Raw genomic sequence first — 14,594 nt, forward strand, 5'->3', positions numbered from 1 at the left:
TGTTGTATTTAAAAAAGCAAATTATATCTATTTTAAAAAAACAAAATATCTACAAAGCAAAAATCCGCTAATAGTATATATCGCACCAGCTAGACATTGAGCCAGATAGACATCTATATCATATGCCCTATAACTTATAGTCAAAAATCCCAAATTTAAACAATAAGCAATCCCCATAGAAATGAGAAATTTCAATGCTTTTGTAGCTGTTATTTTGGATTTAAATGTAAATTTGCTATTTAAAAAATATGATAAACAAATCCCAATCACATAACCTAAAAAATTTGCTATCTCAGCAATAAGACCAAAATATGTCAAAGCAAGCACACTTCCAAGCCCAACAAAAGTATTTGCTATACCAACTAAAGCATAGATGATAATCTCTCTCATTTTATATAAATACTCTGTATATTATAATGTTTCGCTACTACTTGATTTATCCAGTGGTTTGAATCCTCTTGCAAATTGCCAAAATCTATAAATTTTGTTGAGTGATAAATCAAATTTTTTGGTATTACTATATCGCTTTTACCAGTTGCTTTTTGAGTTATAATCTCTTTAATAATCGCTTTTTGGCTTAAATTTGTCTTATAAGTGTGATAGCTAAGCAATGCTACACTACAAATAAACAAAGAAAAACTTATAATAATAATTTTTTTACTATAAGTGTTGTATAAGTCTTTAAATATTAAAACGATAATAGCCATCAAAACTATATCTCTTACTACGCTAGTCCGTCTAGGCACACCATCTATTAGCCCAAAAAGCACAAATCCCATAAAAATCCAAAGCAAAAATAGAGCGATATAAACATAATAAAATTTATCTTTGATAGCTAAATTTCTCATCATCCATAGTAATAAAGCAAAAACCAAAGCAGCGCAAATATGCTTTGTAAAAACAGTAGCAATACCAATAGATAAAATAGCTATAATCCAGTGATAATATCTAAATTTAATCCCATTTTTTAACACATAAAATATAGAAAAAAGTATAAGAAAAATAAGAAATATATCTGAATAATTATGATTTAAAGCTTGATTTAGCGTGAGGATTTTATCTAAAAATGATAAATCAAAAAACTCACCCAAACTCATAAAATTAGTAATTTCTACCCGTTTATTACTTCCAGGTGATAAATATAGCGTTATCCAGCCAACCACAAAACCAAAAAATCCCCAAATTTGCCAAAGAGGTAATGATATTTTATGATATATCGCATAAATAAAGCTAATTATAATAACAAAAATAATCATAACTCCGATAAATTCACTCGCCATACCAGCCAAAAATGCTAAAAATCCAAAACCAAAATAGGCTAAATTTACCCATAAATTATGGCTACTTTTTTGAGTGTGATTATAAATTTGATCCCAAAACAATCTATAAGGAATACAAAATATAAAAATCAAAGTAACTCCCCATAGATAATTAGCACTTCCAGCACCCCATAAAAATATCGAACCAAAATATCCAAAAAATCCCAAAATAGCAAACCAAAAAGCAAGTAAAGCTACATCGATTTTATCCTTTATAACCCTTCCAAATAAAAGCACAAATCCAAAAAAGAAAAAAGCCACACCTATAAATGCGTTAATAATATCAAAAATAGGACTAAAGACGAATTTAGCCAAATATCCAGAAAACAAAATTTCGCCAATTCTAGCGTTCCAATTAAAATAAGTTGATAAAAAATTGCCATTTAAAGCACTTTGATACAAGGCATAATCATCTGCTTGAGCCGGATAGAGTAAATTTAAAAATAGCAAAATGATAAATAAACCACCAAAAATAGATAAATTTAAATATTTAATGTTGCTTATCATTCATATCCTTTAAAATATAATTTGGGCGATTTTTTACCTGTTCATAAATCCTAGCTATATACTCTCCAATAATTCCTAAAACAATCAAAATAACACCACTAAAAAATATAATCACACACATCAAAGATGGATATCCTCTAACAGCATTTCCATATATCAAAGTATCAATAATCAAAACAATCATATAGATGAAAGCACCAAAACTAGCCATAAAACCTAAGATAAAAGCTAATCTAAGTGGCATAGTAGAAAAGCTAATTAACCCTTCAATTCCGTATTTAAAAAGCTTCCAAAAACTCCATCCACTACTTCCGCCATTTCTAGGGATATAGCTATATTCTAAGTAAATTTTAGAAAACCCAACCCATTCAAAAATCGCTTTAGAAAATCTATGATACTCGCCAAGGCTCAAAATCGCTTCAACCACCTCTTTACTCATCAAGCGAAAATCCCTAACACCACTTTGGATAGAAATTTCACTCATCAAACGGCTGAATTTATAAAACATATCGCTAAAAAAGGCTCTAATCTTGCTCTCGCCTTTTCTATCTATCCGCCTAACGCACACCATATCTATATTTTGCGTTATATATTTTTGATACATTATAGGGATCAATTCTACTGGGTCTTGTAAATCAGCATCGATTAATATAGTAGCCTTAGCATTACTAGCTCGAAGTCCAGCTAAGATCGCAGCTTCTTTACCAAAGTTTCTCGAAAAATTTAGAATTCTAACTCTATTATCTTTTAATGCTAAATTATCTAAAATCTCCAAAGTATTATCTGTGCTACCATCGTTTATAAATATAAACTCACAACTGATTTGTTTAGAATTTTGTATATTAATAGTATTGATTTGATTTAAAATTTCTAGATAAAAGCTATCTAGATTCATACTCTCATTATAGCAAGGTACTACAAAAGATAGCTCTACCCCCCCCCACTACTACTAAAAGAATAATTTTTCAACTTTACTCCTAAATTTAAAAATCAAAAAGCTCTGATAAAAAGCTCTCTTTTTTCTTCTTATAATACCTATCATGATAGCCTCTATCATCATATCTTCTATCTGGTCTTTCATACTCTCTTTTAGAGCTAAAATACTCATTTTGTCTTGAATTTTGCGTTGATCTTTCTATAATTTTATCAAGCTCACCACGATCTAGCCATACACCACGACAACTTGGACAATAATCTATCTCTACTCCACTTCTTTCGCTCATTACCAAATTCACATCTTTACAAACTGGGCATAACATAGCTTATCCTTTTGATTAAATTTAGGCAATTTTAACGCAAAAATATTAATAGCAAATTTCAAAAAGTTACAAAAAAAGGAAAAAATATAACGAAATTAAAAAAAATGTAAAAAAAAAGTATATAAAAAGAAAAATTTTGATAAACTTAGCATATTTGAGCTCAAGGGAGAAAATGGGAGATAAATTTTCCAAAATTGGCTTTGTTCTTGCGATGGCGGGCAGTGCTGTTGGTCTAGGAAATGCGTGGAAATTTCCTACAATGATAGGCAATAATGGTGGCTCGGCATTTATATTATTATATATAATTCTCACTCTTGGAGTAGCTGTCGTGGTCTTTTTAGCCGAGCTTTCTATAGGTAGATTGGGTCGCACTGATATTGTAAATTCACTCAAAAATCTCGCACCAAAAAATCAAAAATCTTGGAGATTTGCTGGGTTTTTTATGCTAACTGCGATTTTGATATCTTCATTTTATATGATTGTGATAGGATGGATTTTAAGATATATATTTTTATCTTTTGACACTCTTCCGCAAAATACGCAAGATGCCGCTAACAAATTTAGCTCACTTATACAGAATGAATTTTTAAGTGTATTTGTCTGCTTTAGCATTGTGTTTTTAATCGTATTTTATGTGGTTTCTAAAGGGATTAAAAGTGGCATTGAAAAGCTAAATATATGGATGATGCCATCGCTTTTTATCTTGCTTATAGGGCTTTTAGTATATGCCATTTTGGCTAGTGGCAACTTCACTCAAGCTTTAAGCTTTATTTTTATCCCAAATTTTAGCAAACTTTTAAATCCTGAGTTAATACTACAAGCCCTAGGCTTGGCATTTTTCTCTATGTCAATGGGCGTTGGGACGGTAGCTACTTATGCTGCTAGCTTATCAGATGATACAAATTTGGTTAAATCCACACTATCAATTGTCTTTATCAATATATTAATAGGCATTATGATGGGACTTGTGGTATTCTCATTTATTCCTATTACAGATGGGCAGCCTGCTAGTGATGGGCCTGGGCTTATATTTGTATCACTTACATCTTTATTTGCTCAAATGGGAGCAGCAGGAAATATTCTTGCGATTGCATTTTTTACTTCACTGCTTTTTGCGGGGATTACCTCAGCCGTTTCAATGATAGAGCCTTTTACTTTATATTTGATAGATGAATTTAAATTAAGTAGAAATAAAGCCATATCTATAATTGGAATATTTGTATATATTTTAGGTATATTTTGTATTTTATCACACTATGAGGTTACAAGTAGCTATTTTAGCATTCCAGCATTAGCTATAAACAATGAAAAGCCAATAGCGTTTTTTGATATATTAGACTTGCTAACTTCAAATATCTTAATGCCACTTGGCGCTTTAACATTTAGCATTTTTGCTGGATATATTATTAAAAAGGAAGGATTATTTACTATATTTTCAGGTTTTATGTCTAGGAGATGGTTTGAAATTTGGTATTTTACACTCCGTTATGTTGCTCCACTTGCGATAGTGGCAATTGGAGCCTATAAAATTATAAACTAAATTTAAAAAAAGGAATAATATGGCAAAAAAATTTATCGATGTGATGGATACCACTTTTAGAGATGGTTTCCAATCTGTATTTGGTGCAAGAGTTTTGATGGATGACTTTTTACCAGCAGTAAGTGCTGCTAGAGACGCTGGTATAAATCACTTTGAATTTGGCGGTGGGGCAAGATTTCAAAGCTTATATTTTTATCTCAATGAAGATGCCTTTGTGATGATGGATAAATTTAGAGAAGTAGCCGGTAAAGATGCTAATCTACAGACACTATCTCGTGGCGTCAATACAGTTACTTTAGATACAGGTAGCCGTGAGCTAGTCGATCTTCACGCAAAGCTATTTGCCAAGCATGGCACAACTACAATTCGCAACTTTGATGCCCTAAATGATGTCAAAAATTTAGAATATAGCGCCCAAAGGATCAAGCACCACGGCCTAAAACACGAAGTCGTAGTAACAATGATGGATCTACCACCAAACTGCGTTGGTGCTCACGATGCGGCCTTTTATGAAAAATGTTTAAGAGAAATTCTAGATAGCGAAATTGAATTTGATAGCATCTGCTTTAAAGACGCAAGTGGCACTAGTAGCCCAGAAAAAGTATATCAAACCATAAAAATGGCTAGAAAATTAGTTGGTGATAATATCCATATCCGCCTTCACACTCACGAAACAGCAGGCGTGAGCATAGCGTGTTATTTAGCTGCTCTTGAAGCGGGCGTTGATGGTATAGACTTAGCTGCTTCACCTGTTAGCGGTGGAACTAGTCAGCCTGATATCCTTACAATGCTTCATGCGGTTAAAGGCAAAGATTATGATCTAGGCGGCTTAGAAGTTGATAAAATTTTAAAATACGAAGATGTCTTACATGATTGCTTAAAAGATTATTTTATGCCACCTGAAGCAACTCAAGTAAGTCCATTAATCCCATTTTCACCTATGCCAGGCGGCGCACTTACGGCTAATACTCAAATGATGAGAGATAACAATATCTTAGATAAATTCCCAGCTGTGATAAAAGCCATGAGAGAAGTAGTAGAAAAAGGCGGATATGGCACTAGCGTAACCCCTGTTAGCCAATTTTATTTCCAACAAGCATTTAATAATGTAATATTTGGCCCTTGGAAGAAGATAGCTGAAGGTTATGGAAAGATGGTTTTAGGATACTTTGGTAAAACTCCTGTTAGCCCTGATTCTAAAATTATAGAGCTTGCTTCTCAACAATTAAATTTAAACCCAACCACAACTCCAGCTATAGATATTGCAGATCAAGATGAGACAAAATCCATAGCCTACACAAAATCACTTTTAGAAAAAGAAGGTATAGAGACAACAGAAGAAAATATCTTCATAGTAGCTGCATGTAAAGAAAAAGGCATCGCATATCTAAAAGGCGAAGGCAAAGTAATGGTACGCAAAAATAGCGATATGCCAAAACCAACCACAAAATCTAGCTCAAATCAATTTAGCGTAACTGTAAATGGCCACAACTACAATGTAGAAGTCGCAGATGGCTTTGATAACTTCAGTATCAAAACTATAGCCCCGGCCAAACCTAGCGAAGCTAAAGAGAGCAAATCCGAATCAAAAGCAGTAGTAAGCTCAACCGGCGCTTCAAATGAGATTATAGCCACTATGTCAGCAGGGGTATTTAAAATTCTAGTAAATACCGGCGATAGCGTCCAAGCTGGACAAACCGTAGTAATCTTAGAAGCTATGAAAATGGAAATTCCAATTAAAGCCGAAATCGATGGCGAAGTAGAAGAGATATTTATCTCTCAAGGACAAACAGTAGAAGATGGACAACTCTTAATCAAACTAAAATAATTTAAAGCCACCAAATTTGGTGGCTTTACTAAATTATAAAATTTATTATTTAAATTTATTAAATAAAACCAAATATTAAGCTAAAAAATATTAAAATTGAAAATAAAATTTAATTCTATAAAAAGGTAAAAATATGATAAAGGATTTAGATAAGTTAGGCTTAAAAAATATTAAAGAGATTTATCATAATCTTAGTTATGATGAGCTTTTTGCTCATGAAAAAGCAAATAATGAAGGCTATATTACAGACAATGGGACATTTGGCGTAGATACTGGGATTTTCACAGGTCGCAGCCCTAAAGATAAATACTTTGTAAATCAAGATCCAAGCAACAAATATTTAGCATGGGGCAAAATTAATCAACCTATGACAAAAGAGACCTTTGATAAGCTACTTAATAAAGCCAAATCCCAACTAAGTGGCAAAAATATCTATATCCAAGATGCATATTGTGGCTCTAGCCTAGCAAGCAGAAAAAGCGTAAGATTCGTAACAGAAGTAGCATGGCAAGCTCACTTTGTCAAAAATATGTTTATCCGCCCAAGCGAGTCTGAACTTGCTGATTTCACTCCTGATTTTGTGGTATATAATGCTTGTAAATGTCTCAATGATGAGTATAAAAAAGATGGATTAAATTCAGAAGTTTTCGTAATCTTTAATATAGAAGACAATATCGCAGTTATCGGCGGTACATGGTATGGTGGCGAGATGAAAAAGGGTATATTTTCTATGATGAATTACTGGCTACCATTAGAAAACAAACTCTCCATGCACTGCTCGGCAAATGTCGGCAAAGATGGCGATACAGCCCTATTCTTTGGGCTTAGTGGCACTGGCAAAACAACACTATCCACAGACCCAAATAGAGCCTTAATAGGCGATGATGAACATGGCTGGGATGATGATGGAGTATTTAACTTTGAGGGTGGTTGCTACGCTAAATGTATCAATCTAGACCCAAAAAGCGAACCTGAAATTTACGCCGCTATCAGACGAGATGCCCTATTAGAAAATGTATGTATAGATGAAAATGGCGTAGTAGATTATAGTGATGACTCAAAAACAGAAAATACCCGTGTAAGCTACCCTATTGAGCATATTCCAAATCACGAACCAAGCCTAAAAGCCGGCCACCCAAAAAATATAATATTCCTTACCGCTGATGCTTTTGGGATACTTCCGCCAGTTTCAAAACTCACAAAAGAACAAGCAATGTATTATTTCTTAAGTGGCTACACGGCCAAAGTCGCTGGTACCGAGCGTGGTATCACCGAACCTCAAGCTACTTTTTCAGCTTGTTTTGGCGAGCCATTTATGCCACTTCATCCTACCGTTTATGCTAGATTGCTTGGCGAAAAAATAGACAAACATCAAGTAAATGTCTATCTAGTAAATACCGGCTGGAGCGGCGGTGCGTATGGCGTAGGTAAAAGAATGAGTATCAAAGCTACCCGTGCTTGTATAAACGCAATTTTAGATGGTAGCATACAAAAATGCGAATTTGAAAACTTTGAAAAATTCAATCTTGCTATCCCAAAATATCTTGATGGCGTTGAAACAAATTTATTAAACCCTATTAATACTTGGCCTAATAAAGATGAGTATATCACAAGTAGAGATAATCTAGCAAATATGTTTATCAAAAATTTCAAACGCTATGAAGATGTCCCTGAAGGCGTCCAATTCGCCAAAGCCGGTCCAGCAAATTAACCCCTAACCGCCCTTTTGATTTGGGGCGGATTATTCTGATATTTACACTTTAATTAAGGATTTTTTATGCAAAAAATGTGGCAAGGTAGATTTAGCGAAGCTAGTAGTGAGCTTTTAGAAGCTTTTAATGCGTCAATTGAATTTGACAAGGAGCTATATTCTCAAGATATCAATGGCTCTAAAGCACACACCAAAATGCTATCTAAATGCGATATAATCGACAATGAAGCTGCTAATAAGATCTTAGAAGGTTTAGATCAGATAAAATCCGAAATAGAAAATGGTGAGTTTAAATTTAATATCGCTGATGAAGATATCCATATGGCGATCGAAAAGAGACTTAGCCAGATTATCGGAGCTGAATTTGGCGGCAAACTTCACACCGCAAGAAGCCGAAATGACCAAGTCGCTCTTGATTTTAGACTATTTGTTCTTGAAGCAAATTTAGCAATTTCTAAGCTACTTTTAAATCTTATCAAAACTCTACACTCAATTGCCAAAGAGCATAAATCTACACTGATGCCAGGCTTTACTCATCTTCAACACGCACAACCTGTTAGCCTTTCGTATCATCTTTTAGCTTATGGATTTATGTTTATTAGAGACTATGATAGATTGATGAGTAGCTATAAGCGAAATAATCTTAGCCCACTTGGCTCATGCGCAATGGCTGGCACACCCCATCCAATCGATAGAGAGATGGTGGCAAAAGAGCTCGGATTTAGCGGGATTACGCCAAATGCTATGGATAGCGTGAGTGATAGAGATTTTGCGCTTGAATTGCTTTTTAATATTAGCGTTATATTTACCCACACATCTAGAATGTGCGAAGAGCTAATTTTATGGAGTAGTAGCGAATTTGGATATATCACAATTAGCGATAGATTTAGCACAGGCTCAAGCATAATGCCACAGAAAAAAAACCCCGATGTAGCCGAGCTAATCAGAGGCAAAACAGGCCGAGCCTACGGCAACCTAATTTCGCTATTAACCACGATGAAATCCCTACCTTTAGCCTATAATAAAGATATGCAAGAGGATAAAGAACCGCTATTTGATAGCGTTAAAAATGCTAAAAATTCTCTAATTATCTTAAATGAGATGATTAAAGAGATTAAATTCAATAAAGAAAATATGCTAAAAGCATGTAAAACAGGCCATTTAAGTGCTACAGATTTGGCTGATTATCTAGTCAAACAAAAGCAAATTCCATTTCGCCAAGCGCATTTCATAACCGGTAAATGCGTAGCGCTAGCTGAGAGCTTAGGCAAGGATTTAAGCGAACTAAGTTTGGATGAGTTACAAAGCATAGAGCCTATTATTGATTCTGACGCTTTAGAGCTGCTAAAACTAGAAAGCTCCAAAGAAGCTAGAAGAAGTCTAGGTGGCACTAGCGATTATAGCGTAGATATTCAACTTAATTTAATTAGTGATTTTTTAAATTCAAACGATAAATAATTTTGGGCGATAATTCGCTCAAAATTTTAAATTTAATTTTTAATAGCTTTTTTATATTAAGAAATTATATTAAGATTTACTCTATTTAAATTTATCAATCTCGTCTTGTATCATCTGGTTTAGTCTAAGTAACTCTTCATAATTTTGTCTATTTTTCTCTAAAAGTTCATCAAATTTAAACCCAAGCATAACAATACGATATAAATTTGGTTTATGCTTTCTCCAATTATACAAAGTGCTAACATCAATATCTAACTCATATGCCATATCGCGTTTGCTCTTTTTTGCCATTTTTTACCTTAAATTTTTAACTAAATAAGGATTTTACAGCAAAAATTCTTTATTAAAAACACTAGAAATATTCAATTATTTACTAATAATATATTTAATATTTCAATATTATTTAAATAATTATATAGAATGATTCAACATATTTTTATTAAAGTAGATCATATGGATTTTAATTCGGTTCTTTTAATCATTCAAGATAAGCTCCCAAAAGATGGTGTGTCTTCTGCAATATTAAAAGATAAATTTGAAAGCTTAAGTCAAGATAAACAAAAGGATTTTATCTCTAAACTTTCTCAGATAAAATTAAAAAGTCCAGCTTTTGTATTTTGGGTGGGAAACTTTTTGCTTGGCAATCTTGGTGTAGCGCGCTTTATGATTGGCGATATGCTGCTTGGTTTTATCCGCTTAGGATTGGTAATTTTAGATATTTTTATAGAGCTTTCATTTAACAATGCATCTATATTGCTTGTTATTTGGATTTGGTGGATTGTGGATCTATTTCTAGTAGGGAAAAAGCTTCGCAAACAAAATTTAGAAAAGATTATAAATCTTATGCAGTGATTGCAATTTAAGGAGATAAAAATGAGTGAAAAATACGCACCTTTTAAGGTAAAACCTACCTTACTTTACGATAAAGATACTTATGAGATTGTTGCAGGAGAAGCATATACAAATGAAGATGAAAAATTTTGTATTGGTTTAAAATCAAATGGTTTTCCAACCAACTCTTATCTCATATTTCCTCCACAACTCAGCCTAGATTTATTAAGAAATCTCTTAGGCCAAAATGGAGCTAAAAATGATGAAATAATAAAATATATCAAAATAATAACGGAGTAAAGTAAAATGAAAAATATTCTATTTTTCCTAACTTTTTTAGCAAATATATGTTTTGCTGATATAGGAAGTGAGTCTTTTATAAAGTCATTTATACTAAGTTGCGAACAACAATCAAAAAATAGGGATTTTTGCTCTTGCATGGCAAATGAAGTTTTAGACAATCTAAATGATAAAGAAAGATTACTTCTTAATGCTTCATCTATTACTGCTAATAATGCTCAAGATATACAGAATTTACAAATAAAAGTAATAAATCTTAGCATGGACGAAGAGTTAATTAAATATTGCTTAGGCGAATAAAAGGAGAAAACGATGAAATACTTAAATATAAAATTTATGCTTGTCGGTGCTGTAGCACTATTTTTCACTGCTTGTAGTGGCGGTATTCCAAAATGTGGCGACAAAGAGGTTCAAAATGTTTTAACTGATATAATTTTAGAAAATTATTTTAGTAGATTGTCTGAAATCGATCGTAAAAAGTTAAAATTTACTTATAGTAGTTTTATGAGTGATTTAACTGATGAAAAGAGTAAAACCCAATTTTGCAAAGCTCAAGTAAAAGTAAATGGAGTTGTAAATTCTAAGCCATATAAGTGGGACTCGTGGATTAACTATTCTGCTAGATACACTGATGATAGTATGGTATATGTAGAATTAGAATTAAACACTGATTCTTAAGGCATTTTCGCCTTAATAATAATAATACAACTACAGGAGTTTATATGGATTATAATATCTTTCTTTTAAGCGTTCAAGATAAAGTAGATAAAGAAGATTTATCTACTTTAAAAATAAAATTTAATAACCTACAAAACAAGGAAAAAGTATTATCAGACTTGATTCTTTTGCCACTTCAAGATCCTATAAAACCTCTAATTGTTAGCATTATATATGGTTTTGTCTTCTTGCTTTGGTAGCTAGCCATTAGTAGATTTATAATAAAAGATTATGCCTTAGGAGTATTGCGTTTAATTTTTTCTATATTATCTTGCGTGTTGTTTTTTCACTAGATCTATCTATTGATTATATAGTTGATCTATTTTTAGTCTATAAAAAGGTTAAAAAACAAAAATTATAATAAAATTATAAAATTTATCTAATTGTGTGTTTTATAAGTATTCTCATATCTATTTATTTTTTATTATCATAATAAGCGTAAATTTGCCTATCTTTTCAAAACTATATAGTTGAAATTGATATATTTTTGACTTTAAAACTTTTTACACTATTTATTAGGAGTATAAAATCAAATTCAAATCAAGAGTGGCGCGGCGGACGGGGCTCGAACCCGCGACCTCCGGCGTGACAGGCCGATATTCTAACCAGCTGAACTACCGCCGCACCTAAAATTTAAGAATAATGGTGGTCGCTATAAGACTCGAACTTATGACATCCACCTTGTAAGGGTGGCGCTCTACCAACTGAGCTAAGCGACCAAACTAACTATATGGCGACCCTTGCAAGATTTGAACTTGGCGTTTTTGCACAGAGAATGCAATGTCCTGGGCCGACTAGACGAAAGGGTCTAAAAAAGTGGTGTCCTGTGTTGGATTCGAACCAACGGCCACCTCCTTAAAAGGGAGATGCTCTACCTGCTGAGCTAACAAGACACACGATTGTGGCGCGGCGGACGGGGCTCGAACCCGCGACCTCCGGCGTGACAGGCCGATATTCTAACCAGCTGAACTACCGCCGCACCTGAAATTTAAGAATAAATGGTGGTCGCTATAAGACTCGAACTTATGACATCCACCTTGTAAGGGTGGCGCTCTACCAACTGAGCTAAGCGACCGAAGTGGTGTCCTGTGTTGGATTCGAACCAACGGCCACCTCCTTAAAAGGGAGATGCTCTACCTGCTGAGCTAACAAGACGCCAATAAAAAATGAAGTTGAATTATACAAAAAATATTAATCTTTGTCAAGATTAATAAAGAAATTTTTAACCTAAATATATAAATTTTTATCTTATTTATATAATTTTGGTTAAATTTAGCCAAAACTAAATTTAACCATAGAGATTTTATCTAGCTTTTGTAGAGTTATTATCTATTTTTTCTTTTTTATCATTTTTTGTTGGTTTTTTAATATCTTTGCTTTTTAAATTTTTTGTATCAGTTGGGCCATTTACTATTAGATCAACTTTAATATTTTCATATATTTTATCTCCAATTCCAGAGACATTTTTGATCTCATTTATGGTTTTGAATTTGTTTTTGGCTCTGTATTCGATAATCGCATTTGCCTTACCTTCACCAATTCCAGGTAGCTCCATTAACTCATTTTTGTTAGCTGTGTTGATATTGATAGCTGCTAAGACCATACTAGCACTAAGAGCGGTTAAAATAATCGCCTTCATCTAATCTCCTTAAATAAAATAATTTTATATTAAATCTAAATTTTATATAAATTTTACTGAATTTAGATATATAATATTTAATTTTGCTAAATTTAAGCTCTTTTTTTTATCTCAAGTCTCTCAAAGTCAAACTCATCAGGGTGATTTATAGCATAATTAAACTTATCTCTATCAATTTTTTTATCCCAGATTCCTACGATTAGACAAGCGACTGCGTTGCCACAGAGATTTCCCACCGCACGCATCTCACTCATAAATTTATCAACCCCAAGTAGCACCGTCACAGTCACCACAGATATGACATCATGCATAGAACCAAGCGTCCCAGCTAACACTACAAATCCAGATCCCGTTACGCCCACAGCGCCCTTACTAGTAACCATTAAAATCAGTAAAATACTAAGCAAATGTGAAAAACTAAGCTCTATATCAAAAGCTTGAGCCAAAAATATAACGCAAGATGATAGATAAATATTTGTACAATCTAGGTTAAAAGAGTAGCCAAAAGGGGTGATTACGCCGACGCAGCCTTTGTGAATTCCAGCGCTTTCTAGCTTTTTCATAAGTGGAGCTAAGGCGACTTCGCTTGAGCTAGTAGCGAAGACAACTAGCACCTCTTTTGCGATAAAGCGCATAAATTTAAATATATTTACCTTAGCTAAGTAGCAAATCACGCCAAGCACAACAAAGATAAATATCAAACACGATACTAGCATAGTCCCAAGCAGACTTAGCATACCAATGAGACTCTCAATCCCAAATTTACCGATGAGATAGGCCATCGCACAATACGCCGCTAAAGGGCTAAGCCACATAAAAATACTAAGGATTTTTAGCACCCAGTGTTGGGCTTTTTCAATAGGTTTTATGAAAAAATCTTTAATTTTCTTTGGTGCGAAGCTTAACGCAATTGCTGAAATCAAAGCCATGAAAAGCACTTGAAGTGTATTAGCTTTGATAAATGGGGTGATAACGATACTTAGGGCTAAAAGGGCATTTTTAAACACACCTAAAACAAAGCCAAATCCGCTAAGCATACTTAAATCATCATAGGCAAAAAGCGGAGTTTTTGGCACTGCGTTTGCTAGTATCGACCAGATCGAGCCTACATCTTTTGAGGCCCCAGAGAATTTCTCTACACTACTAGGATCAAAGGAGTTAGCATCTAAATGCATTCCTACGCCAGGCTCTAATAATAGCGAACCTAAAATACCAACAGCCAAAGCCACCGTGCTAACTACTTCAAAGTATATAAAGCCCTTTAAACCTATACTTCCAAGGTCTTTCAAGCTCTCTAAACCCACAATGCCAGCAATAATAGTAAGAAAGATAATGGGCCCTACCATCCACTTTAAAATCATGATAAAATAGTCAATTCCAAATTTACTATCAATGCCAATTTGCGGAAAAAAATAACCTACGAAAATACCAAGCACTATTGCTAAAACAACCCAAAATGCAAGATTTTTAAACACTCCAAGCATA

At 33.5% G+C, this 14,594-nt stretch carries 15 protein-coding genes, 7 tRNA genes and 1 pseudogene; 9 read left to right on the forward strand and 14 right to left on the reverse strand.

The window, feature by feature from the left end; all coding sequences use genetic code 11:
• Window positions 1–27 precede the first annotated feature (27 nt).
• The 4 genes and pseudogenes from CLAN_RS05620 to CLAN_RS05635 all read right to left on the reverse strand — a co-directional run bounded on the left by CLAN_RS05620 (window position 28) and on the right by CLAN_RS05635 (window position 3,085).
• On the reverse strand, window positions 28–390 hold the full coding sequence (locus CLAN_RS05620; RefSeq protein ID WP_100590798.1) for a GtrA family protein: 363 nt from the start codon (window positions 388–390) through the stop codon (window positions 28–30).
• The gene (locus CLAN_RS05625; RefSeq protein WP_100590799.1) at window positions 387–1,826 is read right to left on the reverse strand and encodes a DUF6056 family protein; all 1,440 of its coding nucleotides are present in this window, start codon (window positions 1,824–1,826) and stop codon (window positions 387–389) included. Before CLAN_RS05625 ends, CLAN_RS05620 begins: the two co-directional genes overlap by 4 nt.
• A pseudogene (locus tag CLAN_RS05630) lies at window positions 1,810–2,742 on the reverse strand (glycosyltransferase family 2 protein); the annotation flags it as partial. The pseudogene CLAN_RS05630 and the gene CLAN_RS05625, both read right to left, overlap by 17 nt.
• 67 nt (window positions 2,743–2,809) lie before the next feature.
• Window positions 2,810–3,085 (reverse strand): TFIIB-type zinc ribbon-containing protein, encoded by a 276-nt coding sequence (locus CLAN_RS05635; RefSeq protein ID WP_096016998.1) that lies wholly within the window; start codon window positions 3,083–3,085, stop codon window positions 2,810–2,812.
• A gap of 172 nt (window positions 3,086–3,257) precedes the next feature.
• Here CLAN_RS05635 and CLAN_RS05640 point away from each other — a divergent pair, with 172 nt between their 5' ends.
• The 4 genes from CLAN_RS05640 (at window position 3,258) to argH (ending at window position 9,622) form a co-directional block, all read left to right on the forward strand.
• Window positions 3,258–4,625: a sodium-dependent transporter gene (locus tag CLAN_RS05640; protein WP_100590801.1), complete on the forward strand. Its 1,368-nt coding sequence runs from the start codon at window positions 3,258–3,260 to the stop codon at window positions 4,623–4,625.
• A gap of 19 nt (window positions 4,626–4,644) precedes the next feature.
• Window positions 4,645–6,453, forward strand: a complete 1,809-nt coding sequence (locus CLAN_RS05645; RefSeq protein WP_096015048.1) for a biotin/lipoyl-containing protein — start codon at window positions 4,645–4,647, stop codon at window positions 6,451–6,453.
• 136 nt (window positions 6,454–6,589) lie between these two features.
• Window positions 6,590–8,164 carry a phosphoenolpyruvate carboxykinase (ATP) gene (gene pckA / locus CLAN_RS05650; RefSeq protein ID WP_167368968.1) on the forward strand — a complete coding sequence of 525 codons (1,575 nt, stop codon included), beginning with the start codon at window positions 6,590–6,592 and terminating at the stop codon, window positions 8,162–8,164.
• Window positions 8,165–8,230: 66 nt separating this feature from the next.
• Window positions 8,231–9,622 carry an argininosuccinate lyase gene (argH, locus tag CLAN_RS05655; protein WP_096014377.1) on the forward strand — a complete coding sequence of 464 codons (1,392 nt, stop codon included), beginning with the start codon at window positions 8,231–8,233 and terminating at the stop codon, window positions 9,620–9,622.
• 81 nt (window positions 9,623–9,703) lie between these two features.
• On the opposite strand, the gene CLAN_RS05660 is transcribed toward argH, so the two are convergent.
• On the reverse strand, window positions 9,704–9,913 hold the full coding sequence (locus CLAN_RS05660) for a transcriptional regulator (protein WP_096014376.1): 210 nt from the start codon (window positions 9,911–9,913) through the stop codon (window positions 9,704–9,706).
• A gap of 162 nt (window positions 9,914–10,075) precedes the next feature.
• Between CLAN_RS05660 and CLAN_RS05665 the strand changes: the two genes are divergently transcribed.
• Genes CLAN_RS05665 through CLAN_RS05685 form a run of 5 tightly spaced genes read left to right on the forward strand, consistent with a single transcriptional unit; the run spans window position 10,076 to window position 11,670 of the window.
• Window positions 10,076–10,474: a hypothetical protein gene (locus CLAN_RS05665; protein ID WP_100590803.1), complete on the forward strand. Its 399-nt coding sequence runs from the start codon at window positions 10,076–10,078 to the stop codon at window positions 10,472–10,474.
• A 21-nt stretch (window positions 10,475–10,495) separates the two neighbouring features.
• Window positions 10,496–10,753, forward strand: coding sequence for a hypothetical protein (locus CLAN_RS05670; RefSeq protein WP_086293041.1), 258 nt, complete (start codon window positions 10,496–10,498; stop codon window positions 10,751–10,753).
• A 6-nt stretch (window positions 10,754–10,759) separates the two neighbouring features.
• Complete coding sequence (locus CLAN_RS05675) at window positions 10,760–11,053, forward strand: hypothetical protein (RefSeq protein ID WP_096018459.1); 294 nt, start codon at window positions 10,760–10,762, stop codon at window positions 11,051–11,053.
• 12 nt (window positions 11,054–11,065) lie between these two features.
• Entirely contained in the window at window positions 11,066–11,431 is a 366-nt protein-coding gene (locus CLAN_RS05680; protein ID WP_096018460.1) for a hypothetical protein, read from the forward strand.
• Window positions 11,432–11,475: 44 nt separating this feature from the next.
• Window positions 11,476–11,670 carry a hypothetical protein gene (locus CLAN_RS05685; protein ID WP_100590804.1) on the forward strand — a complete coding sequence of 65 codons (195 nt, stop codon included), beginning with the start codon at window positions 11,476–11,478 and terminating at the stop codon, window positions 11,668–11,670.
• Window positions 11,671–12,017: 347 nt separating this feature from the next.
• Here the strand turns inward: CLAN_RS05685 and CLAN_RS05690 are convergent.
• From CLAN_RS05690 to CLAN_RS05725, 9 genes are all read right to left on the reverse strand, one after another.
• A tRNA-Asp gene (locus tag CLAN_RS05690) sits at window positions 12,018–12,094 on the reverse strand.
• Window positions 12,095–12,113: 19 nt separating this feature from the next.
• Window positions 12,114–12,189: transfer RNA gene (locus CLAN_RS05695), tRNA-Val, on the reverse strand.
• A 12-nt stretch (window positions 12,190–12,201) separates the two neighbouring features.
• Window positions 12,202–12,279, reverse strand: a tRNA-Glu gene (locus CLAN_RS08235).
• A gap of 8 nt (window positions 12,280–12,287) precedes the next feature.
• Window positions 12,288–12,363 (reverse strand) — tRNA-Lys (locus CLAN_RS05700).
• A gap of 9 nt (window positions 12,364–12,372) precedes the next feature.
• Window positions 12,373–12,449, reverse strand: a tRNA-Asp gene (locus tag CLAN_RS05705).
• Window positions 12,450–12,469: 20 nt separating this feature from the next.
• Window positions 12,470–12,545: transfer RNA gene (locus CLAN_RS05710), tRNA-Val, on the reverse strand.
• 4 nt (window positions 12,546–12,549) lie between these two features.
• A tRNA-Lys gene (locus CLAN_RS05715) sits at window positions 12,550–12,625 on the reverse strand.
• A gap of 148 nt (window positions 12,626–12,773) precedes the next feature.
• Window positions 12,774–13,109, reverse strand: a complete 336-nt coding sequence (locus CLAN_RS05720) for a ComEA family DNA-binding protein (RefSeq protein ID WP_096017099.1) — start codon at window positions 13,107–13,109, stop codon at window positions 12,774–12,776.
• Window positions 13,110–13,201: 92 nt separating this feature from the next.
• The gene (locus tag CLAN_RS05725; RefSeq protein ID WP_100590805.1) at window positions 13,202–14,593 is read right to left on the reverse strand and encodes a cation:dicarboxylate symporter family transporter; all 1,392 of its coding nucleotides are present in this window, start codon (window positions 14,591–14,593) and stop codon (window positions 13,202–13,204) included.
• Window position 14,594: the final 1 nt, after the last annotated feature.

Source organism: Campylobacter lanienae NCTC 13004, from assembly GCF_002139935.1.
GTDB classification, from domain to species: Bacteria; Campylobacterota; Campylobacteria; order Campylobacterales; family Campylobacteraceae; genus Campylobacter; species Campylobacter lanienae.